The organism is Indolivaga capnocytophagoides DSM 22835, assembly GCF_000426485.1.
GTDB classification, from domain to species: Bacteria; Bacteroidota; Bacteroidia; order Bacteroidales; family Dysgonomonadaceae; genus Dysgonomonas_A; species Dysgonomonas_A capnocytophagoides.
The window spans coordinates 29,776-55,539 of record NZ_KE384530.1; the positions used below are offsets into that span (position 1 = coordinate 29,776).

General features: G+C 41.3%; 13 protein-coding genes. 7 read left to right on the top strand and 6 right to left on the bottom strand.

The features are described from left to right. Positions 1-57: 57 nt before the first annotated feature. From K322_RS0117405 to K322_RS0117435, 7 genes are all read left to right on the top strand, one after another. Entirely contained in the window at positions 58-2,181 is a 2,124-nt protein-coding gene (locus K322_RS0117405) for a hypothetical protein (RefSeq protein ID WP_026628025.1), read from the top strand. Positions 2,182-2,211: 30 nt separating this feature from the next. Further along, positions 2,212-5,832, top strand: coding sequence for a DUF4450 domain-containing protein (locus K322_RS0117410; protein ID WP_026628026.1), 3,621 nt, complete (start codon positions 2,212-2,214; stop codon positions 5,830-5,832). Between the two features lie 2 nt (positions 5,833-5,834). After that, positions 5,835-7,358 carry a sialate O-acetylesterase gene (locus tag K322_RS21305; protein WP_035332526.1) on the top strand — a complete coding sequence of 508 codons (1,524 nt, stop codon included), beginning with the start codon at positions 5,835-5,837 and terminating at the stop codon, positions 7,356-7,358. 61 nt (positions 7,359-7,419) lie between these two features. Next, entirely contained in the window at positions 7,420-8,535 is a 1,116-nt protein-coding gene (locus tag K322_RS21310; protein WP_317614704.1) for a glycoside hydrolase family 88/105 protein, read from the top strand. Positions 8,536-8,578: 43 nt separating this feature from the next. Continuing rightward, a complete protein-coding gene (locus K322_RS0117425; protein WP_026628029.1) occupies positions 8,579-10,249 on the top strand; it encodes a glycoside hydrolase family 28 protein in 1,671 nt (556 codons plus the stop codon). 24 nt (positions 10,250-10,273) lie between these two features. Further along, on the top strand, positions 10,274-11,578 hold the full coding sequence (locus K322_RS0117430) for a glycoside hydrolase family 88/105 protein (protein WP_026628030.1): 1,305 nt from the start codon (positions 10,274-10,276) through the stop codon (positions 11,576-11,578). 57 nt (positions 11,579-11,635) lie between these two features. Then, positions 11,636-12,211, top strand: a complete 576-nt coding sequence (locus tag K322_RS0117435; protein WP_026628031.1) for a 5'-methylthioadenosine/S-adenosylhomocysteine nucleosidase family protein — start codon at positions 11,636-11,638, stop codon at positions 12,209-12,211. 49 nt (positions 12,212-12,260) lie between these two features. Here K322_RS0117435 and K322_RS0117440 read toward each other — a convergent pair whose 3' ends face one another. The 6 genes from K322_RS0117440 to K322_RS0117465 form a co-directional block, all read right to left on the bottom strand. Then, entirely contained in the window at positions 12,261-15,065 is a 2,805-nt protein-coding gene (locus K322_RS0117440; protein WP_026628032.1) for a glycosyl hydrolase 115 family protein, read from the bottom strand. 62 nt (positions 15,066-15,127) lie between these two features. Then, positions 15,128-16,465 carry a family 43 glycosylhydrolase gene (locus K322_RS0117445; protein WP_035332529.1) on the bottom strand — a complete coding sequence of 446 codons (1,338 nt, stop codon included), beginning with the start codon at positions 16,463-16,465 and terminating at the stop codon, positions 15,128-15,130. Position 16,466: 1 nt separating this feature from the next. Then, positions 16,467-17,855, bottom strand: a complete 1,389-nt coding sequence (locus K322_RS0117450; protein ID WP_084158621.1) for an alpha-d-galacturonidase — start codon at positions 17,853-17,855, stop codon at positions 16,467-16,469. A gap of 22 nt (positions 17,856-17,877) precedes the next feature. Then, the gene (locus K322_RS0117455) at positions 17,878-19,962 is read right to left on the bottom strand and encodes a beta-galactosidase (protein ID WP_026628035.1); all 2,085 of its coding nucleotides are present in this window, start codon (positions 19,960-19,962) and stop codon (positions 17,878-17,880) included. After that, positions 19,959-22,754: an alpha-L-rhamnosidase gene (locus tag K322_RS0117460; RefSeq protein ID WP_026628036.1), complete on the bottom strand. Its 2,796-nt coding sequence runs from the start codon at positions 22,752-22,754 to the stop codon at positions 19,959-19,961. Before K322_RS0117460 ends, K322_RS0117455 begins: the two co-directional genes overlap by 4 nt. Positions 22,755-22,854: 100 nt before the next feature. Then, positions 22,855-25,746, bottom strand: a complete 2,892-nt coding sequence (locus tag K322_RS0117465) for an exo-beta-1,4-galactosidase (RefSeq protein ID WP_051290945.1) — start codon at positions 25,744-25,746, stop codon at positions 22,855-22,857. Between the last annotated feature and the right edge of the window lie 18 nt (positions 25,747-25,764).

Below are 25,764 nucleotides of genomic sequence, written 5' to 3' on the forward strand. Positions count from 1 at the left end.
TGAGACCTTAAAAACTTACAGACTATATAACATATGAAAATATATAATAGAAATACTATGAAAAAATGGTACTTTATCATCTTATCGGGCTTATTTGTTGCCTGTGGGAGTAATAAAACAGAAAAGATAGACCGCTATGCATTAGTGGAACGAAATAACCCCAAAGTGACGGAATTTGAAGAACTATCGTCATTGTCGGTAGGTAACGGAAATTTTGCAATAACAGTAGATGCTACAGGGTTGCAAACATTCCCTGAACAGTATTCAGCCGGAGTTCCTCTTGGTACACAATCGCAATGGGGATGGCACAGTTTTGCCAATCCTGAAAAGTTTAAACCCGAAGAAACCCTCAAAAACTACAATTTCAGAGGATGGGAAGAACCTTATGCGGTTCAATTTAATGAAAAAGGACGGCAGCAGGATGCAGCCAACTGGTATCGAAACAATCCTCACCGTATCCATTTGGGATATATTGGGTTAGAACTGTCTCATGCAGATGGGAGCAATGTGAAGTCGTCTGAAATAAAAGGTATAAATCAGACGCTCGATTTGTGGAAAGGGCAAATTCTGAGCCGTTTTGTTGTTGATTCAGACTCGGCATTGGTACAGACAGCATGTAACCCCGATAAAGATAAAGTCGGTGTTAGCTTGAAATCTGGATTAATGGCTAAAGGGAATATGAAAGTCAACTTCAAGTTTCCATATCCTACAGGTAAACATGTAGATGATGCGACAGATTGGACAGTCCCCGAAAAACATAAAACCGAAATAGTATCGCAAGACGAGAATTCGGCACTATTGAAACGTACACTCGACTCTACTGTGTATTATGTAAATATTAAGTGGGAAGGAAAAGCTAAGCTCGATAAAAAGGAAGATCATTATTATATTCTATCCCCCGAAAGCAAAGATTTTGCTTTTACATGCGAATTCACAGAAAAAGAACCTGAACAGAGTGGAAATACTGAAGAAACACTTGCAGCATCTGCTAATTACTGGCAAAATTTCTGGGAAAAAGGAGCAGCGGTTGATTTCTCGAAGTGTACAGACGAACGAGCTAAAGAATTGGAGCGACGTGTGGTGCTTTCTCAATATCTGATGGCTATTCAATCGGCAGGAATATATCCTCCGCAAGAAACAGGATTGACATATAACAGTTGGTTCGGCAAATTCCACTTGGAGATGCATTGGTGGCATGCTGTACATTTTGCCCTTTGGAATAGAGCTGACCTATTGGAACGTAGCTTGGGATGGTATTCTACTGCCTATCCGAATGCAAAAAAAATAGCCGAAAGACAAGGTTTCAAAGGTGCTCGTTGGATGAAAATGACCGATCCTTCGGGAACCGAAGCTCCATCGAAAGTGGGATCATTTCTTATCTGGCAGCAGCCTCACTTTATCTATATGGCTGAATTGATTTATCGTAACAATCCTTCTAAAGAGGTACTCGAAAAATATAACTTCTTGGTTCAGGAAACAGCTGAATTTATGGCATCATTTGCTACTTACGACGAATTGGAAGGTCGTTATATACTGAAAGGAATTATTCCTGCTCAGGAAACATTGAGAGCATCGGAGACTATCAATCCTCCATTCGAACTTTCGTATTGGCACTACGCCATGTCTGTAGCTCAGCAATGGCGCGAGCGTATGGGTGAAAAACGTAAACCTCAATGGGACGAACTGATCGATAAATTATCGCCTCTGGCATCGCTTGACGGATTGTATCTGGCTGCCGAAGATGCAGTTGATACATACAAAGATATTCGTTTTACATCAGACCATCCTGCTGTATTGGGTGCAGTCGGTATATTGCCTCAATGTAAATTGGTACGTCCTGATTATATGAAAAATACACTTGATTGGATTTGGGATAACTGGAATTGGGGTAAAACCTGGGGATGGGACTATCCGATGACAGCTATGTGTGCTGCTCGTATGGGTGAACCCGATAAAGCTGTAGGAGCTTTATTGATGGATAAACGAACTAATACTTATTTGGTAAATGGGCATAATTATCAGGATTCGCGTCTTCGGGTATATCTTCCCGGTAATGGCGGATTATTGACTGCCGTAGCCATGATGTGTGCCGGATGGGATGGAAACATAGAGAAGAATCCCGGATTCCCTAAAGACGGAAAATGGGATGTTGTTTGGGAAGGTTTACAACCTATGCCATGATTAAATAGTAAAAAGTTAACTTTCTGAAAGATGAAATATATTGGAATAGCATTAATCCTATTGACATTGATGTCGTTACCTCTGACCACACAAGGTCAGGGGTACTGGCACAGCAAAGAACGTAAACTGCGTTATACCCCCGAAGGAGAAGATTTTGTGATTGTCAATGGTGATCGTAAATTCAATCGTGCATTGTACGGAACACACACGGCTTTCAGGGTAGAGACTAGCGATGTACCTGAGTTTGGGCTATTCATGTCTTCATCGGGGATGGGCGGTAACGTTCAACTTGGACTTATCAAAGAAGGAAAAAGCTTTTGGTTGAACGATGCCGAATATATCAAATCTATTTACAGAGCAGGATCGAGAATTTACGAAATAAAAGACCCTTTTTTCGGAACGGTAAAAATCAGAGTAACCGTATTGGCTCTATCCGATGCTGAAGGAATGGTTGCCCGAATAGAGACCGAAGGTATATCATCTCCTATCGACTTGATCTGTACATTCGGAGGAGCAGACAATAAACGTTTTTTCCGCAATGGAGATTTAGGTGTTGACGATCCGAATGCTTTTGCTCTGAAACCCGAGTCGTGCGAAAACAATATATACATTATCAAAAATAATACTTTCACCTTAGAATACGGACAAGGCACAAAAGGCGGAGTACGTCAAACAACGGGAATTTTTCCTGCTGAATCTCAATTGAAAACAGCTTCTCCCTATTCTATGATGACAACTACTGATGTATGGAAATCCGTAGCTGCAGATAACCGTCCTATCGTTGTTGCTAAAATTCCTATTAAAGATAAAAAAGCCATAGATTTTGTAATTAAAAGTAACGATGCAGTTCAACTTTCAGCAAATGACTTAGGTAAAGCTTTTGATGCAGCTGAAGCGAGACGGAAAGAAATTGCAGGTACAGTAAAGATTACGACCCCCGATCCTTATTTCAATACTTTAGGTGGAGTATTAAGCATTGCCGCAGATGGTATTTGGGATGAGGTTACAGACTGTTGGCAACACGGAGCTGTTGGTTGGCGTATGCCTCTCAACGGATGGCGAGCAGCTTATGTAGGCGATGCAATTGGCTGGCACGATAAGGCACGCAAGCATTTCGATGGCTATGCCGCATCTCAGATAACAGATATTGAGCCTACTATTCCGCATCCTGCGCAAGACAAAGATTTAAACTTGGCACGTGCTGCAAAAATATGGGGTACGCAGATGTACAGCAACGGCTACATTATGCGCAACCCGAATAGCGATAAAAAGGTGATGCATCACTATGACATGAATCTCTGTTACATCGATGAATTGCTTTGGCATTTCAATTGGACGGGCGATATGGATTACATCCGTAAAATGTGGCCGGTACTTCAACGCCACTTAGCATGGGAAAAACGAAACTTCGATCCCAATAACGATGGATTGTATGATGCCTATGCGAGCATCTGGGCGAGTGATGCCTTGCAATACAATAGCGGGGGTGTAACTCATTCGTCAGCTTACAACTACAGAGCAAATAAAATGGCGGCAATGATTGCCCAAAAGATAGGAGAAGATCCAAAACCCTATGCCGATGAGGCAGCCAAAATATTAAAGGCTATCAATGCCCAATTATGGCTACCCCAAAAAGGCTGGTGGGCAGAATACAAAGACCTGATGGGTAATGGTATGATTCACCCCAATGCTGCTGTATGGACAGTTTATCATGCTCTTGATTCGGATATGCATACTCCATTTCAGGCATATCAGGCAACAAGGTATATTGATACGGAGATACCGCATATACCCGTTTTAGCCAGAGGGTTGGAGGATGAAAATTTTGAGACTATAGCAACCACTAACTGGTTACCGTACTCGTGGTCTATCAACAATGTGGCATTTGCCGAAGTGGCGCATACCTCATTGGCATATTGGCAGGCAGGACGTTACGATGACGCTTATAAACTATTCAAAAGTTCAATTCTTGATGGGATGTATCTCGGTTCGAGTCCCGGAAATATAGGTCAGGTTAGTTTCTATGATGCTGCTCGTGGCGAATGTTACAGAGACTTTGCTGACCCTATTGGGGTATACTCTCGTACACTTATTCAAGGTTTATTCGGAATATTGCCCGATGCAATGAATGATAGGTTAGAAATTCGTCCCGGATTTCCTGCAACATGGAAATACGCATCGGTATCTACACTCGATATCAGTTTCGATTTTAAACGTAACGGATCAAAAGATACTTATAAAATAGAATCTAAATTCGGTAAACCTCTCAACCTATTCTTAACATTAAAAGCTCAGAAAGAAAATATAACCGAGATAAAAGTAAACGGGCAGAAAGCTGTTTGGTCTTTAGTCGAAAGTGTTGGCTATCCGACAATACAGATAGATTGTAAAACAGCTAAGTCGTATGATGTTGAAGTTGTTTGGAGTGGCTCGGAATTAAATATACCTGAATATTCGGGAGAGGGAGTGAAAGGAGAGGCATGGAGCCTTGAATCTAAAGCTAAGGTATTAAAAGTGTATGATCCTCAATCAGTATTGAAAAGTCAGAAGGTGAAAAGTAATTCGGTAGAAGGAATTATCGAAGGTGAAATTGGGAATCGTACCCTCTTTGTTCAGCAGAAACAAGGACAAATGACTTGGTGGCAGCCTGTTTCATTGGAGATTAAAGAGCCCTTTACAGTTTCGTATAATGCAGAATCTTCGGATTTGCAGTTTACGATCAAGAATAACACAAATAGGGTAATAGATGCTCAACTGCAATTAAACTCCTACACACAACAATTGAATATAGCCAAGGGCGAAACATCAGCAAAGATTTCCGTCCCTGAAGATGAAATTCGCTTTGGTTCGAATCATCTGGAAGTAAGTGAAAACGGTAGATTATTGTATTTCGAAAATCTGGTCAATTGGAATCTGAAAAATACAGCACCTGTATACGAACCCGTAAATATGGATAAAATGCTGAATGCAAGTGTGACGCAAATCTTTCGGAACGAATATCTTACACCCCGTTCGCCCTATACTACACTGCAAGTACCCAAACAAGGAATAGGAGAGTGGTGTCATCCTAAACTGATGGCTGATATTGACGATTCGGGAATCAGAAAAGCGATAAAGAATAATGTTTTTGAAACACCATTTGGCATACCTTTCCGTTCGATGGCAACAGGTAATAATATTGTTTTTACTACACTTTGGGATAATTATCCTACTGAGATTTCTGTACCGTTGACAGGCAAAGCATCTCATGCTTATCTGATGATGGCGGGTTCGACCAATCATATGCAATTTCATGTGGTAAATGGTACTGTGACTGCTTATTACAAAGATGGAAGTTCGGATGTTTTGAATCTTGTCAACCCCGAAACATGGGTTCCGATAGAGCAGGATTTCTATATAGATAATGAGGCTTTCGGATCTAAACTGCCTCGTCTTTATCGTGTTGCTCTTAAAACAGCAGTCGTGAGTCGGGATATGGAAAAAGATATGAACATAAAACCAACAGAAGTTTACGGACGAAGCATTGACGGAGGGGCAGGTATTATTCTCGATTTGCCACTTGATTCAAAAAAGGAACTCGACCGTTTGGGAGTAAAATCTGTAGCCAATGAGGTTGTTATCGGCTTGATGAGCATAACATTAATGAGATAGATATGAAAGTAATAAAAAGAATAGCAGTAATAGCTTTGCTCGCATTTGGGGGGTTAAGTATTGATGCCGCCGTGAAGCTGCCGGCAATTATCTCCGATAATATGATATTGCAGCAGCAGACTACAGTAAATGTCTGGGGAACAGCTAATCCGCAAGAGAAAGTTTCGGTAAAGCCATCGTGGTCGGAAAAAACTTATACAACTATTGCCGATGCTAATGGAAAATGGCTGATTAAAGTAAAAACGCCAAAAGCCACAACTAACCAGTCGATTGAAATATCGGGTGAAAACTCTATAATCATACAGAATGTGCTGATAGGCGAAGTTTGGCTTTGCTCGGGTCAGTCGAATATGGACTTTCAAGTATCAAAAGATAAAGGTTGGCGAACTGGAATTTTGAATGAAGAAGAGGAAATGAAGGATGCCGATTATCCCGAAATACGCCTGTTTCATGTCACTCAGAAACTTTCGCCTGAGCAGGAATTAGACGATTGCGAAGGTCACTGGATGGTCTGTAACCGCGAAAATCTGAAAGACTTTTCGGCTGTAGGTTTTTTCTTTGGGCGCGATTTGTATAAAAAACTTCAAGTGCCTGTCGGATTGATTCAGTCGACATGGGGAGGTACTCATGCTGAATCATGGACCAAAATGTCAGTAATGACAAGCGATCCTGTATATGCATCGCTAGTAAAGGATTTCTATACTTCGAAAGAAAATTATCCTGCCGATCTGAAAAAATATGAAGAGGAAAAAAAGGTATACGATGCCGAAAAAGCAAAAGGAAATACCGATCTCAAAGCTCCTAAAAAGCCACAGGGGATAGACCATAACAAATCGCTATCTACTTTGTGGAATGCAATGATACATCCATTGTTACCCTATGCGATTAAAGGTGCAATATGGTATCAGGGCGAATCGAATTCTATTCGTGCAAATGACTATACACATGTTTTTACAAAGATGATAAACAGTTGGCGTAAAGAATGGAACAGAGGTGATTTTCCGTTCTATTTTGTACAGATTGCACCTCATTACAAGCAACCGCCAACTATACGTGAAGCTCAGTTGAATACATGGAAAACGGTAAAGAATACAGGTATGGCTGTAATTACCGATGTAGGAGATTCTACCGATATACACCCCCGAAACAAGTTGGTTCCGGGAATACGTCTTGCAAATTGGACATTGGCTAAAACTTACGGTCAAAACATACCTTATTCAGGTCCTGTATATAAATCGATGAAAGTAAAGAATGGTAAAGCTGTTTTGACTTTCGAGTTTACTGATAAGGGTTTAACTGATCCGAATAATAATCTCTCAGGCTTTGTTATTGCCGGAAACAACCGACAGTTCTATCCGGCTACAGCATCTATAGTTGGCAATACGATCGAAGTATCTTCACCTCAGGTACCTGATCCTGTAGCAGTACGTTACGATTGGGATAAGTTTTTCAGAGCTAGCCTTTTTAATACTGCGGGGTTGCCGGCTACTCCTTTTCGTACTGATAATTGGTCAATAGTCGATTAATAAGCAAACATAATATATCATGAAAAAAACTTTACTAACACTATTCGCATTTGCTTTTGTTATGCAAGGAATTTTGGCTCAGAAAACAGCTATCGCATTTGCCGATTCGGAGATGAAACGCTTTCCCGAAGCTTGGCAGCTCGATCATGGCAAACGATTGTATTTCGGCTATTCGCAAGGGGTTGGCTGTCAGGCAATGTTAGATGTTTGGAAACAAACCGGAGATCGTAAATACCTCGATTATGTAATCAACTGGGCAGATACTGTTATCAACGATAAAGGCGAAATCCATTTGTATAAAGTAGAAACTTACAACCTCGATTATATTAAGCCGGGAACAGTACTTTTTGATGTTTGGAAACAAACCGGAAAAGAGAAATATAAATTGGCGATGGATCTTTTGGTTAATCAGCTGAAAAATCATCCTCGTACTCATGAGGGAGCATTCTGGCATAAACTTATTTATCAGCATCAAATATGGCTCGACGGTTTATACATGGCTTCGCCTTTTCTGGCCGAGTATGCTGTTACCTTCAATAAACCGGAGTTGATAAACGATGTAGTCAATCAATTTATCGTATGTGCCAAACATACATACGATGCTAAAACAGGATTGTATTATCATGCTTGGGATGAGAGCAAAAACCAACGTTGGGCAAATAAAGAGACAGGACAATCGCCTAACTTTTGGGGGCGTAGTATCGGCTGGTGGTTTATGGCTTTAGTAGATGTTTTAGATTACATTCCGGCTGAGCATCCGCAACGTCCCGAATTGATTAAAATGATAAACGGGTTAGCCGAGACTCTTCCTAAATATCAGGATAAAACAGGATTGTGGTATCAGGTATTGGATAAAGGCGCAGTCGGAGGTAATTACCTCGAAGCATCTGTATCATCGATGTTTATGTGCGGATATGCAAAAGCTGTAAACAAAGGATATATCGATAAAAAATACCGTACCGTAGCTGAAAAAGCATATAATGGATTGATGAAAACGCTGATAGTGAAAAATGCCGATGGTACACTTACTTTGACTAAATGTTGTGCGGTAGCAGGCTTAGGCGGACATCCTTATCGCGATGGAAGTTTCGAGTACTATGTAAACGAACGCATCCGCGATAATGACGCCAAAGCGACAGGACCATTTATTATGGGATGCTTACAATTAGGAAAATAAGGAGATCGTCAAATAAAAGAGAGAAGAAAAGAAAACTGAAAGTATGAAGAAATATTTTGTTATAGCAGCCTTCCTGTTGGTGTCGGTATATAATTCGATATCGGCACAAGGGGGGCAGTACGCTTATTTATATAAAGATTTACCTTTTGATATGCCGGTGCTTAATCGCCCGACTTTTCCGGACAATAAAGTTTTGATAACAGATTTTGGCGGAATTGGTGATGGTATAGCACTTAATACCGAAGCTTTTGCCAAAGCGATTGATGCATTATCTGTAAAGGGAGGAGGAACATTGGTTGTTCCTCAAGGGGTATGGCTGACAGGACCTATTGTATTAAAAAGCAATATCAATTTGCATTTGATTGATCGGGCTATAATTCTGTTTTCACCCGACAAGTCGCTGTATCCTTTAGTCGAAACAGTTTTCGAAGGATTGGATACCCGCCGTTGCCAATCTCCTATATCGGGACGTAATCTGGAGAATATCGCAATTACAGGAAACGGAGCAATTGACGGAAATGGTCAGGTATGGCGTCCGTTGAAAAAAGACAAGGTCTCAGAGAGATTTTGGAAAAGCGCAACATCTAAAGGTGGAGCATTTAAACGTACCGATTATTGGATGCCATCGGCTCAGTACCTCCATGGCGACACCATCAGTGATATGAATGTGCCTCGTCATCTGAAAACCGAAGCCGAATGGGAGTCTGTACGTGATTTTCTTCGTCCCGTGATGATCAGCTTTATCGAATGTAAGAATGTATTCCTTCAAGGAGTTATCTTTCAGAATTCTCCGGCATGGAATCTACATCCGCTGATGTGCGAAAACGTGATTATTGATGGTGTGCAGGTTCGCAATCCATCGTATGCTCAGAATGGAGATGGTCTGGATTTAGAATCATGCAAAAACTCAATCATTGTGAACAGTACATTCGATGTGGGTGATGATGGTATCTGTATTAAATCAGGAAAAGATGAAGACGGACGTCGTCGTAATCGTCCGTGCGAAAATGTAATCGTTTACAATTGTACCGTATTTAAAGGACATGGCGGTTTTGTTGTCGGAAGCGAAATGTCGGGAGGAGTACGTAATATAAAGGTTTCAAACTGTCAGTTTTTGGGAACAGATGTTGGTTTACGCTTCAAGAGTAACCGCCAACGTGGAGGAACGGTAGAAAATATTTACGTTTCTAATATGAGTATGTTTGATATTCCGACCGATCCGTTGTCTTTCAACCTTTATTATGGAGGAAAATCGGAAGTCGAGGAACTCGAAGATGGTCGTAAGGTGGTAAAAGAAGTCGCATCTGTACCTGTGACTGATATGACACCCGTATTCCGTAATATATACATTAAAGATGTGATTTGCAGCAGTGCCCGCCGGGCTATGTATTTCAATGGATTGCCCGAGCAGAATATAGAGAATATCAATGTCGAGAATGTAACGATTCACTCCCAGTTAGGGGCCGAATTAGCTGAATCGAAGAATATTACTTTCAAAAATGTAAATATATACCCTCTTAGTGGAGCAGCTCTCAGGCTATCGAATGTGTCGGATGTAAAAGTGGAAGGACTGACAACTGATCCGACAATAGAAACAATATTTGAAGTTACAGGACGCAAAACCCAGAATGTAGAGATTAAATCGTCTTACAATACTGATAAGATGGATATCTCGGATGAGGTGAAGAAGTCAACCGTAAAATTAATAAAGTAATAACTACCCCAAATACAATATAAAATGAATTACAAGGCACTATCATTAACATTTGCTGCATTTCTAGGAGCTTCGTCAATATTTGCACAAGCGAAACAAAGTGCTTCTCAAGTAGCTCAGGCTATTGGCGACCGTATTATAAGCGAAACGCCTTACCTATTTGTGAATAAGGCTACAGGACAGACTTACAATAGCCTGAAAGGAATACCTCTGACTATGGATATGAAAGTACAGAACGAGTATAATGACTGGCATTATACTAACGGAGTACTCAATATTGCTTTATTGGAATTAGCTGATGCGACAAAGCAAGATAAGTATGAGACATATGCCTTTAAGAATATGGACTTTGTATTCGATAAAGATAATATCGGATATTTCAAACGTCAGTACGATGAGGCGTTCAAAGACGGAGGATGGAAAGCTATCCGCAAATTGAGCTGGCATATGATTTTCAGGGGAAAACGTTTGGATGATAACGGACCTATGGGAGCAAGCCTTATCGAATTGAATATGCGCAGAGCTACGCCTGCTTATAAGGCTTATATAGACGAAACTAACGAACATCTGATGTATGGCGAACCTCGCCTGAGCGATGGTACTATTGCCCGTATTTGGCCTCACGAAAATACAATCTGGGCAGATGACCTGTTTATGGCTGTATCGTTTTTGAGTCGTATGGGTAAAATGACAGGCGATGTAAAATATTTTGATGATGCAGCTAATCAGGTTCTTAATTACACAAAGTACCTATGGCATCCCGGAAAGCAAATTTATTACCATTGCTATCATACCGATACCAAAGAATTAGGTGTTGCACATTGGTCGCGTGCCAACGGTTGGATGCTGATGGCTCAGGCCGATTTATTGACTATGCTCCCCAAAGATCATCCGAAAAGAGCGGCACTTATCGAGAACTTCAAACAACAGGTGAGCGGAGTTTGCCGTTATCAGGGTAAAAACGGATTGTGGCATCAATTGCTTGATAAACCCGATTCGTACGAAGAAACTACAGGCACAGCTATGTTTGTATTTGGTATCGCAAGAGGTGTAAGAGAAGGTTGGATTCATCCTGATTTTATCTATGTGGCAGAACAAGGCTTAAAGGGCTTGATGACAAAATTATCTGATGCGGGAGATGTAACCGATATCTGTGTGGGTACAGGCATTATGCCATCGTTGGCGTATTACTATAACCGTCCCGTGCAGAAGAATGCACCGATGGGCGAAGGCCCTGTAATCCGTGCTCTGGTAGAAATGTCGAAAGCCAAGAAATACAGTGAAATTTCGGCTGATGCTCAGTATGATAAGATTGTAGTGAGGAAATAGATAACCGATATTATCTGAAAATCTATAACTTTGCCGATCAATCAATATTCAGTATTTATGCAACCAGATTTGTTCGAGAATCCATTGTTTGTATTTGCCTTGGAAGTTGAGGCTGCCGATTTGTTTACCGGCTATAATCCTTTGTTTGTGGGAGTAGGGAAGGTTAATGCCGCTTATCAGCTGACTAAACGCATCGGTGAAAATAAACCCTCTGTCATAATCAATTTAGGATCGGCAGGCAGTAATACATTCAGAAAAGGATCGGTTGTATGCTGTACTCAATTTGTACAACGGGATATGGATGCAACCGGCATTGGTTGTAATCAGTATCAAACCCCGTTTTCAGAGGTTGAACCAATTTTGAATCATGGCATAGTTATAGACGATTTACCTCATGGAATTTGCGGAACCGGCGATAATTTCGAAATAGCACATTCAACTCCTATATACAATGTTATTGATATGGAGGCTTATGCGCTGGCTTATATCGCCCATCAAGAAAATATTCCGTATCTGTGTCTTAAATATATTTCGGATGGTGCAGATAATAATGCAGCGGATGATTGGTCGACTTCTGTTCAGAATGCCGCACGATCTCTCAGGGCTGTTATAGATAAAATCCAGAATAAATAATAATCAGAGATAAAAGAAAGGGCAGATTGTTTATTCAATCTGCCTTTTTTTATTTTACAGGTACTTGGTAAAAGGCTCTGCTCTTATCAAAATCCACCATAATCTGATCAAGTACAACACCTTCATCCAAAGCATATATACGGATGGTATGTTTACCCGGTTTATCGAACCTATGCATTGTCTCTTTAACAGCCTGATTGCGCAGAACATTGATTTTCCACGGTTCACTGCGGAATTCGGTTGCCAGAGATACTATCTGAGGTTTTTCGTTATCAACGGCTATTGCAAATCTAAGGTCTTTTCCTTCAATCGGATGATTTGGAATAAGGCATGTTCTGATTATTGCATCACCCGTACTGGTTGTATGTATAGTATATTCAATCTGATGGGCTTCGCCCACAGGCACGGTGACCGCTTTAAGACTGTGCCCGAGTCCTTCTATAACCCGTGATTGTTTGGATGTTAAAGAACTTTCTGTTGCATCAAGAGCAATCATTCTGTTAGATTCTACATTACTTTCGTTGTTTATCAGAGCCGACAAGCTTATAGGATAATGATCACCATTAACAGACAGAGAGAATGATCCTGATATATTATTATTCAAGTTGTTCCAATCTATACTGAGTATCAGCCGTTTTTCGGCGAATAATCCGGTGTTGATCTCCTTGATGTTCAGCCATTCCGGTTTATTGTCAAAAGACCATTTGACGGGCTTATTTCCTTGTTGAAACAAAGCTATAAATGTAGAATCTTGCTCGTCTTTTACAAGAGTAGTCAACGAAACAGGCTTGCCGGATAAAGCAGGCTGATCTTCATTTTCGAACCATACGGCAACCTTATCCGAATTATCACTTGAGATCTTCTCTGGAAGTGATGCTTGTTCGAAAACAGCCAGTTTACGTGGTTTCATATCCATCATTCCGTCCCATTTCATCTTCGAGATATCTCTGTTGTATGTATAAGTAAGAGCAGCAATGTTGTTATAAGCATTTTTACTCCATTGAGAATATTCGTTCGCAACAGGGAGGTTATGATTTGCAAACAGTCGGGTCTTTTGTGCATACAGCAACTTTTTGTTCATCTCGGCAGACGCATATACCGGATAGGCTATCAGCTGAAAATAAGCGTCTTTTAGTCTTTCGGGAACTTCTGTTTCTAATTGGCTCACCTTATTACTGATATTATCATAGTCGGAGATACGTCTTTGTATTTCGTCCCCAAACATAAACGGATTGAACTGGGTATCTGTAGTCGGGGTCTTACCTCCTTTGATGGCTGAATATTCTTCTACACGGCTCCATCCCATAAATTCTGGACGCCGTATATTTGCCAGACGGTAATATTCTCTCATCACCGAACTTAGTTCAGTAGATAGCCCTGATCCGAAATTTCGCTCCATCCATTTTTGCATGTGACTATAGACGGAATTGTCGTTTACACTGTTTATATTCCATGCCATATCGAGGAAGAACTCCATGTCGTATTCTGCCGGTTTTATATCTCCGACATTCAGTATCCAAAGCTTACGGACATTGTGATCCCATGCGTTTTTCATCTGATAATATATCAATGATGGCTGGGTTGTAGACAGCCACAAGTAGTCATGAGGGCGTCCCCAATAAGAAACGTGATAATATATCCCTCCTCCGCCTTTGCGATTCTGTTCTTCCTTGTTACTCAAGCGGGTTAAGTAGCCGTAGTTGTCGTCGCACCAAACCAAAGTAACATCTTCGGGCAGTTTCAGCCCGTTTTCATACACACTCAGAACCTCTTTGTAGGGGATGAATGCCTGAGGTATCAGCGATGCGTCTTTACCCACATATCGGGTTAATAGTTTGCGTTGATTATTAATCACATCCTGAAGAACTGATGTTTGCTCATCTAAAGTCTTAACGCCTTCCATATGTCCATCATGTACACCACGCATACCTATGGTATAGAAGTTTTCGAATCTTCCGGCTTCGGCAAGTCTTTCTCCCCAATAGTTGTTGATCGTTTCTTTATTCGTCAGGTAATTATATTCTCCGTATTTCTTGTTATCCCATTCTCCTGCACCGTTTCTCATCAAAGGTTCGCAATGAGACGTTCCCAATACTATTCCGTATTTATCAGCCATCTCTTTATTGCCATCCACAAAATAGAAAGGGATGGTCGATTCGTGCATGGCAGGCCAGAGTGTATTGGCTCGTAATCGCAGGAGTAATTCGAAGATACGGGCGTAGGTTTTAGGACCTATCTGACCTTTTCGGTCGGTTTGTTCGTAATTCTTACTGCTCCAAGGCATCAGCCCCCAGTCTTCGTCGTTCAGAAATATACCTCGGTATTGCACCGATGGTTGCTGCAATGTATAGTAGTCGTCTGGAATAGTTATGCTGTCTTTTTTCTTAGGCAGAACGTCTGCCCACCATACCCATGGAGATACGCCGATAAGCCTCGACAGTTCCAGTATTCCGTAAGCTGTACCTCTGCTGTCGCTTCCTGCCACAACAAGAATTTTTCGGTTTTGGTAAGTTACTATCTGTATCTGAAATGCTTCCCATTGACCTCTTAGCTTATCTACGGATATTAATTTCCTGCTGACTAACTCGTCTATAAACTTATTTGTCCCAATGGTTCCTGCAACAACCGAGAACAAGCCGTTAGCATCTTGTAAGTCGGCTTTAACTTCCGATACAAGCGTAGCATCAGAGATAAAGATGTCTTTACTCGTTTGTACGACACTGGTTTCATTCTTGTCAATATATATCGATAACGGTTTGTCTTTATTCAGTAATGCGAAGTCTTCTGCAAACGAAGGCATAATGGTACAGATAAATACTATAATAAAGATGAGTTTTTTTGTGGTGTGTTTCATATGCTGAATCTAATGTAATAGGTCTGTAAATATAAGATAATGGCTAATTTGCAACAATAGCTTTACTCGAATAATAGATCATTTATTGTGATATAATTGTCTGTACTTCCAAATTGTGTTCCGTCTTTTTTATACCATACGCCATGTTCTCCCATTACTTCAATTGTAACCATGTAGTTGTTAATAGGCAATAAAGGACTTACAAATTTAAGAGACTCAATCTCTATCTTGCTGTAAAAATCGACTATTGTATTTATTATCAGATCATTTTTTTTGTTCTTTAGAGTCACTCGGGCATATCCTCCCGTATTCTTCGAAATACCCTTTATCGCAATCCGTCTGCCTTTGAAAGGAACAGTAATACTTGTGCCTTTTTCGTTGGATACAAATCGGTTGTTATCTGTCGGTCGATCATTAAAGGCTGTCAATTGGTATCCATTATTATAAGGATACCAGCTTTCGAGAAATCGGGGAACAGACATTTTTCCGTTTTCAATACTAACGGGCAGCCAGACCTGTGTAGCCGCAGACCCTTGTCTCGGATACGACCAACGGTCTCCCATATAGATATGCAAAGTATCTTGCGCATTGGTTATCAAAGGAAAAACAAACGAGCATTGCGAATTCCATGTAAGGCTTCCTTCAGGGGCAAAAGTACCTTTATTTTCCCAAGGTCCGGCAAGGTTTTTCGAAGTCAGGTAATAATTGTCGTTGCGCTCCCAACTTGTTTTGTTCGAAAACAACCAGTAATACAAGCCTTTGCTTTTGAGCATAGCGGGAGATTCTCCACCTTTCGCAATATCTGATACAACTATATTCTTCACCGATTTGTAGTCTTCTGATAACTCATAAATAAAACCTTCATGCGTGAGAAGGTAGCCTTTTCCATCGGTATCCTGAAATGTACCCAGATCCCATTTTCGGAGATACTTTCCATTATGAAGAAGGTCTCCCTGAAATTGATAATCTCCATTTATCGTTTTGCTGGTAGCATACCCTACATGAGGGTCGTTATATTTTAAATCATCGCAATGCATATACATCACAAATTCTCCTGTCGACGGGCTTTTCATGACCTTCACCCGTTCTCCTATTCTTGAAGGGCCTAACAAGCCGTCTTTCTGAACCGGGAGAACGATTTTTTCGAATGTCCAGTTAATAAGATCGGTAGAGGAATAGCAGCTGAATCCGGAGAAAGCATTGATAGTATCGGATTTATATTCACCGAATAAGTAATACTTATCACCCTCTTTTACTACACATCCACCGTGTGCATTCACTTCCTTGTTGTTCTGATCGAACCATGCCACACCGCTCGTTATAGCTTGATATCTCTGAGATAGAACTGTAAAAGAAGATAAAAATGCCAATATAAATAGTATTCCGTATGATCTTATCATTTTATTTATTGCTTGATAGTTTGAGGTAAGAGATATTCTTGTCGGTAAGTCCTAATACATTATCAGTTTTACTGATGAACTTATTTACAGTACCTACTTTTATATCTTTCATTTCTACATTTCTGATTGGTAGTTCTGCATTACCCTTCAATTCGTAAATAGCATCAGCACTATCGCAAGTTACATTCTTAAGGTGTATATTTTCTATTCGAGTCAGCTTTCGTTCGTAGGTAGGGACAAGGTCTTTCCACTGATAAAGCACCTCGGTATCGATTTCCATTACCCGCTGTGTTTTGCCCGAACTTACATTTTCCATGTAGATATTCTCGATAAAACCTCCTCTGCGGTGATTGGTCTTGATAAAGAAAAAGCGGTGTACCGACTTCGGAGCCGAACAATTGTGCATATAAATATTGCGGATACCCCCCGATATTTCACTTCCGATACCGAGCATGGTATGCCCTTCGAGAATTGTACAATTACGGATCACGATATTTTCGCAGGGAGTATTCAAACGCCAAGCATCCCGGTTGCGTCCGGCTTTAATAACCACAGCATCGTCTCCTTGATCGAATGTACAGTTTTCGACCAGAAAATTGCGGCTCATTTCCAGATCAATCCCATCGTTGTTATGCCCGTGTGCTTTTACATCCAGATTACGGACAATCCCCCCGTCACACATATAAAGATGGATTGTCCAAAACGGGCTTTCCCGTATCTTAAAGCCATCGAGCAAGACATTTTTGCAACGATTGAAATGTATAAGATGAGGGCGCAGATTATTTTCCCCCTTCGCCATTTGACGTTCTGTAACGGGTATATCGGTCGATGCCATCGTATAAAGTTCTTTCAATGCCTCCAAATGAGATTGAGGTCGTTTGAACCATGTCTTCCATGTATCCATTTTCGGTTGTAAAGTGCCTTTTCCTGTAATAGCTACATTTTCGCAATCGAATGCGTATAGCAGGGGCGAATAATTATAGCATTCCATGCCTTCCCATGATGTCATAACAGCAGGCAGATAATCGGTCGGATTATCCGAAAAGCTCAGTGCTGCACCTTCTTCCAGATGCAGATTTACATTACTTTTGAAATGGATAGCTCCTGTCAACCAAACTCCGGCAGGAATGATAACCCGCCCTCCGCCTGCTTCATTACAGGCGTTTATTGCTCTAGCGATTGCTTTTGTATTGTCTATCGATCCTCCCGGTTTTGCCCCGTATTTACTGATCGGAAAATCTTTCACCGGATATACGAAAACTTTGACAGGCTCCATCGGGAAGGGAGCTTTCACTTCAACCGTCTCGTATCTGTCTGATGCCGATACGAACATAATACATAACAGGCTCAGTATTATACCTGTTGAATATTTTAGTAGATTGAAATTCATAGTATCTTTTAGATCTAAAGTCTTATTCTTTCCAGACAGAAACACCTGCTGTTTTTATTTCTTTACCTCCGAAAATATATTTGACATTGGGATTGAGAGGTAGAGATAATGTTTTATCCGAGTAGTTTACAGCTATACCGAATCCGTCCCGATACTCAATATGCAGTCCTGGAGCAAGATCGAGCAACGGGATATTCAACTGTCCGTATAATTTTTTAAGGACAGCTTTTTCCATCTCTCCGTCTTTTGAATCTACCCCGACATAAGTAACCGTGCCTTTACCCAAGCGGTGAGTAATAATAGCAGGGCGTCCTGCATAATAATCGCCTTCGTAAGCAGCCCATGTTTGAGTATCTGTGTCAGGAATTAATATCTCACCCCAGCTTGTCCAGTCGTATCTTTTTCCATCAAAAACGATCTGATCGGGTGTTGAAGGCTGTAACAGATCATAAAAATCTATTTTTGCCCCGATTAAAGAGTAGATAGGCTCTGCAAAAGGAGCTTCCCACAATTGGCCGTTACGGGTTTTGTGTCCTGTACGGCAAGTTAATATCAGGTTTCCTCCTTGTTCTGCATATGTTCTCCATCGTTCCACTAATTCTTTGTCAAGCATTTCGTAAGCAGGAGCAATCATTGTTGTATATTTCGAAAAATCGGTACGTTCGTCAATAAAATCGACAGGAGCACCGAAGTTCTTTAGTGCATCGTAATACTTATCAATGTGTCTTTCTGTATCCCACTCGGTAGTCTGTTTATTTTGTTCCATTTCCCATGAATTTTCATGGTTAAAGAGGATTGCCGTACGGCGTTTTTCGTACGATTCGGGGTTCTTAGCTCCCGTTTTGTATTCCTTACGCAGTTGTTTTATTTCTTTTATAAACTCCGAATATTCCAAACCTCCGGGAGTCGGTGTTACTCCGTCGGGGCCTACTATTCCGTAATGATACAGCTCAGTGCCGTAAATCGGCTGGCGATAGCGGTAAGTACAAGCAAATTTACTGCCGCCCGCAAATACGTGCCACAACCACAGGCGGACAGCTCCGGGTAGAGGCTGCGAGTTTATCTGTCCCCAGTTTACCTGTCCGGGTTGAAGTTCCATCACACCGTAAACTCCATCGATAGGTCGGAAAAAGTCATTTGCTTTAGCAATACGTTCCACCGGACCTAACCGATAGCCTTTACGACCGATTCCGTAGTTCTCGCCGAATACCATATAACGGGTGTATGAATGAAAATCGAGTTCATCGCTTTTGCGTACATGCCCATCGCTGTATTCAGGTATATAATTGGTTGTAATCCATTGCTGAGGAATAGAGTATTTGCGTATAACACGGGTTTGATCGTCAAGAAAACTTGCCATTTCATCCGTAATGAACCGTTTGAAATCAAGTTTCTGGTGAGCATTCATAAACTGCTGTGACATACGGGGAATATTTACTTCCGAAAAATCGGAATATACCTGACTCCAGAATGCGGTTCCCCATGCTTTATTTAAAGCTCCGATAGTGGTATATCTGTTTTTCAGCCAGTCTCTGAAACGTTGTTGTGCCACCTGACCGTAATCAGCCGAAACACGGGGTTCGTTGTCAAGCTGCCAGCCTATGATGCGGGTGTCTTTTCCGTAATGCTGAGCCAGTTTATCTATTGTTTTCAGTGAATATTCACGAAAAAAAGTATTCGATACCGAAGGATGCTGACGTGAGCCGTGATCCCATTTCGTACCGTCTTCCCTTTCGATCAGTACTTCGGGGTATTTTCGCACAAGCCATACCGGAGGTGTGGCTGTGGATGTACACATGATTACTTTCAGCCCGTTTTTATCAGCCAGATCAACAGCTTTATCCAACCATGCAAAATCATATACGCCTTCCGATGGTTCGATTTGAGCCCATGCAAATTCGGCAAAATGCACAAATTCGAAGCCTAAGTCTTTTATTTGTTTGAAATCCCGTTCCCATTCAGATTGTTCCCAATGTTCGGGATAGTAATATACTCCGACCAAAGACAGGTCTTTGTCGGGGAAAAACTGATGGGGATCTCTATCCGATGCTTGCATGAATAAGATGGATGCTATAAATAAGTAAAATAAAACACTTAGTTTTTTCATGGTTTGCTGTTTTTAATTTCTTTGATTACAACAGGACCTAATAATCCCGAAGGTACAGGCTGCCAGGTATCGAAACGTACATCATTGTAAGTGATACTCACAAAATTGATTTCGTTGAAAATTCGCCAGTTTACACCACGGCGGTCATAGTCCGAAATGCGGTTGGCAGGTAAATTGGTTACTTCTACTTCCAGTGTATTCTTTCCATTTTTCAGATAAGAACCGATATTGCATTCAAACGGAACGGCAAATAAAGTTGACACTTCTTGTCCGTTGATAAATATACGGGCACTTTCCCGAACGTCTCCCAAAGATATACGGTATTCATTTCCGGCTTTCTTTTTCTGGTCAAAAGTTATTTTGTAACGGGCTGTTGCCATATTATTCTTTAGTACAGGATTTGACAGTTCAGTCCATGACCCTAAGGCGTTCAGATTAAATGATTCTTTGACTTCGGGTTCGCTTTTCAAAAAATCCATCGTCCAACCCTTAGTTAATGGTGTTTCTGATCCGGTTTCTTCGAAGTAATTCCATGCAGGAGCATTTACGTCTTCATTGTCGAAAGTCTTTAAGATGATAGACTGTCCCGGTTTCAACTGCATATATACTTCTGTTGTTCCATTATTCTGTCTGATCGCGGCTTTACCCGAAAGACCTGTCATCGGATCGAAGAACATCGCACTTTTAGCACCGACTGCTATGGGAACCCATTTGTCAATAGGCTTGTTTTGGAGCATGGCAAAGAAGTAATGATGTCCGTCTGCATTTTTACGACGGATATAATCACCCCCGAATTCGCTTTTGAATGACTCTTTCGATACATTACATGCTGATAGTAAATCTTCGTAATCAGTACCTGTGACGACTGTTCCTTTGCCTAATTTGGCTTTTTGTACCGAAGCGAAAGACGATACCGATGGGAATTTATTGATCTGGTTTTTATATTCACTTCTTCGTTGTTCGAGGTTCGCAAACCCGGGAACATCCGCCGGATATTGTCCTGCGAAAACAATGGTTGCACCTTGTTCCGCCAGTTTTTCTATTTTTGTTAATGTTTCAAGCGGAATCATCTTTACCGAAGGTAGTATCAGAGCTTTGTAAGTAGTTCCCCCTTCCGTTTTCAAAAGTCCGTTTTCGACTGTCGTTGTGTTGATAAAATGATCGGAGATATAATCAAGATCGTACCCGTTGTTACGTACGCTTGCCACTATTTCGTAGAATTGGGGCAGGCGTTCACGCATTCCGTGAATGGCAAATGTGAGGAACTGTCTATCCTGTTGTTCTTCCCACACATCGTATATGGGGAAATACAGCAGGAAATCGTTGTCGGGAGTCCCTTCCTGAAGAAAGGACTGAGCCCGTGTCACATATTGAAAAAATGCCGGGGCATCCCGCCAGATACTATTTGTCGGGGACATATCTACGGCTGCATAGAATTTCCATCCGGGCCATGCTGCTTCTTCCGGTGAATAAGTTGATCCGTGAAAATAAACATGGTTGACACCTGATACAAACATCTGGTCTATTTCGGGTTTACACTGAGACAGTGATGTACGGAAATGTTCGGTCAGCCACGTGAAAGTTTCTGCCGAAGTGTACTTCTTTCCTGCGAGGTGAGCTCCGGATGAAGCATATTTTAAAGCTGTGGGATCGCCGTCATTTTCCTTACGGATAGAATCTTTTCGAAGTCCCGGTATATCGAAATCGGTAATACCGAAAGTCTCACATTCGGGAATATCAACCGAAGCATACAAATCGATCAGATTAGCTGGTGAACCATGGGCCTGATTACGGATAGAAACTCCCCGCCGGTTTGCCCATTGTTTCCATTGGTCGGTAAAGTTTACTTTAAGAATATCTGCAATTGTTTCTCTGTAATCAGAAACCATTCGGGCTGATGTTTCAGTTGCTCCGTTTTCTAAGAATTCGGGGAAATAATCCTGTAGTTTATATCCTCTGCGGCTTTCGAATTCCTCTAAGAAAGCGGGAGTCCAATTGCCCCCATATACTTCGTAAGAGTCGTTGAAGAACGTGTGTGGATACTTTGTATTAGTGGCAGTGAACGCTTTGTCGAATTTATCGAAATATCGTCCGACTGATCCTTTATCGAGGTGGTTCATCACATATCCTTGTCCCCCGGGTGCGGCACGTTTTACCTTCTGTAGTGTTTTACCTACAAATAAAGCAATTACCAGCCAGTTTTGTCCTTTCGGAGCAGTCCAGTTCAAGGTTCCGTCTGATAATACATTCGCCGTAATGTCTAAACGTTGTTTTTTATCGCCGCTATAAGCCATTACTTTGCTGATATAGGCTATCTTCGATTGATTTTCTTCTGCAACTGTTATTTGTTCGTTCAGTTTATTTCCACCGTCAACTTTGTATTCCTGAAAGATGGATTTGGTCGCCGCATCCTCAATGGTTACTTCGGGTCCGCCGAAAGGCCATCCCGTGCCCATACTCATATCCACAGACATGCCAAGACGTTGGGCTTCCGATTCGGTAAAAGCCAGCATCTTCATCCATTTCGGAGTCAGATAATCTATATAATTGGATTCTTGACCTTTTACCCCATATATAGGGGTTATTTCCACCCCTCCCAATCCGGCTTTACTCATGGCTTCCAGATTGTAGGTCAGTCCTTTTTCGTTTACGGCACTGCCCATCCACCACCAACGTGTCCAGGGTTTGGATTCTATTGTTACCTGCGGCCAGTCTGTATTTTTGACAGATTGCGGAAATACCGAAAGATTAGCAGCTAATAATGCTGTAAATATGATTGTTTTTCTTTTCACGGTGTATACTTTAGGTAAAAGAAAGTATTTAATAATATACTCTTATATTAAACAATCTTTGGCTATTATACTTACCAAAGCTATAAATAGGTCTGAGACCTTACAATACTTTATTCTTCAATTCGTCCGGAGCATCTTTTGTATTGATGTTCAGACGTTCTCCTTCTTTTTTGAATAAATCTTCAATTACTGATATATTCAGAGTCTGTTCCGGATTGAACTTATGAGAATTCATATATTGAACAATAGAATAATAGAGTTGACGGGCAACAGGCCTGTTTTGTAAATCGGAACGAAGATCAGCACTGCAAACAACGATCTTACCGTTGCCGACTTTCGCTTCAAAGAGCATACCTAGTTTACGGTTGATAAACCAAGTGTCGATTGTTTGTACAATCGGTTGGAACGATGCCGGGAAATTATTCATTTCCATTGTTTGGGCTTTATAGATCAATTCCCACCATTGTACGTTTGTATATGTGTCGGTAGGGAAATCTTCCAGTATCGGATGATAGTTATTAACCAGCGTACCTACCGTATGAGGTGGGCGCATCTTGAACCACGATGTATTCCAGAATGCAGGAGTAAGGTATTGTACAACGTCTTTGCCCTGCTCTATTTTTCCGGCAGTCAACAGTAATACTTTACCTCCGTTATTTAATGTGCTTTGAGCCTGATCATCCAGTTTATCGGTAATGTAAATGCCGGAAGTGTTTACTTCGGGTAATGTCTGTGGATATACCCAGAAGTCCCAGTTGTTTGAGACATCGGAACATGCAAACGATACTTCAAGATTCAGTTTCTGAGCCTTATCGAATGTATTCAACGGCAAATTGATTGTGCCTAGCTGCTGACAATTGCCGATGGTGATGTCTTTAGCTGCAAGTTGTCCTTTCGCTAATATTTTTCCGTAAGCATCCGTTACTTTCCAGTCGGTAGGCTGTTGTTTAAGTTCTTTTTCACCGAAGTTTGCTGCTTCTATGTTTGCCGTCATTGTTTCGTTGTTTGTGAAAACAAATTTATCCATGCGGGACAATAGTACCGTAGGCGCACAAAAACGGCGGAACTCCCAAGCGTTGATATATCCTTTTTCTTCCCAGAAGGCATTCAATACACCAACCAGAGCTGTACCTTGTCCCGAATAATCATTCAAACTCAATAACTGGAATCCTGCATAATCCGGTGTACGGAGCGTTTTTTCTATTTCGTGTTTATAGCATAAAGCCTGTAACTTGCCTGACGCCTGAAGAAACTCAGCCGAAAGGTCTCCCATATTGCGGTCTTTGAGGTCTTCACGGAAAAGTTCGAAGTTGCGGGCACGCATAACACCTGTATATTTCTTTATTTCGGTAAAATCGGGAAAGACACACCATTGACCTGTTTCGTGCGATACGTAAGGCTGCTTAACGGTATCGATGCGGGCACGGTAATCAGAATTAGATTCAGGCATCTGTTCCCAAGCCAACCCACGAGCTCCCGCTTTTACGTGAAACTCATTTCGGGGCTGCCAAGCCCAACTGTTTCCTACTGATGCCCCAGTATATACACGGCGCGAGTCGGTTGCTTTCCAATAGTCGACAAATTTACTTACCCAAGCCACCCAGCGTCCACGGGGTTCGTTTCCGATTGCAAACATGCAGAATGACGGATAGTTGCCGTACTCTTTTACGATACGCTTACTTTCTTCCCACAGATAATCGTCTACGGGGCGGCCATCTCCCAAAGATGATCCGTGATTTGGCCAGCTAGGCCCTTCGGGCTGCAGATAAAAACCTACCAAGTCGGCAGCTTTGAATGCTGCTTCGGGAGGACAAAACGAGTGAAAACGCATATGATTCAATCCGAAATCTTTGCAAATACGGAAAACACGTTCCCACGAAGCTACATCCATAGGTGCATATCCGGTAAGAGGGAATACGCAGTTTTCGACAGTTCCACGGAGTACAGTTTTTTGTCCGTTTACATAGAAGTATTTACCCTTGATGGAAAAATCCCTCATTCCGAACTGAACTTCACGGATATCAGTCTTCTTTCCGGTGTTTAGTGTTACTTTCAGTTTATATAGGTTCGGGTGGAATTCATTCCATGTCAGCATATCATTACCCATCGGTAATTCTATTTCAACAGGAGTTTGGTTTCCTTTAGCTGAAAATTGAACTGTAAGGGGTGTTACTGTATGTTTGAGTTCTCCGTTGAAACTTTGGGCTTCGAGTGTTATTGTTCCTGATGATTTTCCTTCTATATTTAATTTAACCAAAGCTTTTCTGGCTTGTACATCAGGGTATATTTGTACATCTTCGATAAAAGTTTGAGGTATTGCTTGCAGTTCCAGTCGTCCTACTACACCATTCCAGTTACCCTGTGTCTGATCGGTTATACTGTGGGAGTCTTTGCCTACATCAATATCTTTTGTACGGTTGTCGATACGGAGTGATATTGTATTTTTTCCTTTTTTCAGATAACGGCTGATTTCGAAAATATGAGGTACACACAGCGAATTCTGCATACCTATTTCCTTGTCATTGATCCATACACGGGTTTCGGTATGAGGACGTTCCAGAAATAACTGGATCAGATCGCCGTTCCACGATGCGGGCACTTCTATATCGGTTTGATACCATGCCACCCCAACGTAATATTTTACGGGTGTCAGCCAAAACGGTAATTTAAGATTGTCTTGTTTCCTGAATTTTTCCAAACGGGGATTATAGAAAAACGAACTGTCATAAATACTTGCAGTCCATTCTGTATGAAGAGTTACATCATCACCTTTGTAATTTTCGGTCATCGAACCCGGAAGAGTTATTTTATCGGGCAGTTTTTTTGAAAACCAGCGTTCCTGTACTCCGGTATCCTTGCGGTCGGTATCGAATCTCCATATTCCTTTCAGATCGATTGTCTTGTTGGTCTGCGCACCGGTCATAGAAATGCCCGTCAGGGAAAAAAACACAAACAGATAGAATTTAAATAATCGCTGTGGTAAAAAATTCATGGTTAATCAGGGTTTAGA

Bases quoted from the DNA above. Each gene is read 5' to 3' on its own strand.
- K322_RS0117405 (WP_026628025.1), top strand. From the start codon at position 58: ATGAAAAAATGGTACTTTATCATCTTATCGGGCTTATTTGTTGCCTGT.
- K322_RS0117410 (WP_026628026.1), top strand. From the start codon at position 2,212: ATGAAATATATTGGAATAGCATTAATCCTATTGACATTGATGTCGTTA.
- K322_RS21305 (WP_035332526.1), top strand. From the start codon at position 5,835: ATGAAAGTAATAAAAAGAATAGCAGTAATAGCTTTGCTCGCATTTGGG.
- K322_RS21310 (WP_317614704.1), top strand. From the start codon at position 7,420: ATGCAAGGAATTTTGGCTCAGAAAACAGCTATCGCATTTGCCGATTCG.
- K322_RS0117425 (WP_026628029.1), top strand. From the start codon at position 8,579: ATGAAGAAATATTTTGTTATAGCAGCCTTCCTGTTGGTGTCGGTATAT.
- K322_RS0117430 (WP_026628030.1), top strand. From the start codon at position 10,274: ATGAATTACAAGGCACTATCATTAACATTTGCTGCATTTCTAGGAGCT.
- K322_RS0117435 (WP_026628031.1), top strand. From the start codon at position 11,636: ATGCAACCAGATTTGTTCGAGAATCCATTGTTTGTATTTGCCTTGGAA.
- K322_RS0117440 (WP_026628032.1), bottom strand. From the start codon at position 15,065: ATGAAACACACCACAAAAAAACTCATCTTTATTATAGTATTTATCTGT.
- K322_RS0117445 (WP_035332529.1), bottom strand. From the start codon at position 16,465: ATGATAAGATCATACGGAATACTATTTATATTGGCATTTTTATCTTCT.
- K322_RS0117450 (WP_084158621.1), bottom strand. From the start codon at position 17,855: ATGAATTTCAATCTACTAAAATATTCAACAGGTATAATACTGAGCCTG.
- K322_RS0117455 (WP_026628035.1), bottom strand. From the start codon at position 19,962: ATGAAAAAACTAAGTGTTTTATTTTACTTATTTATAGCATCCATCTTA.
- K322_RS0117465 (WP_051290945.1), bottom strand. From the start codon at position 25,746: ATGAATTTTTTACCACAGCGATTATTTAAATTCTATCTGTTTGTGTTT.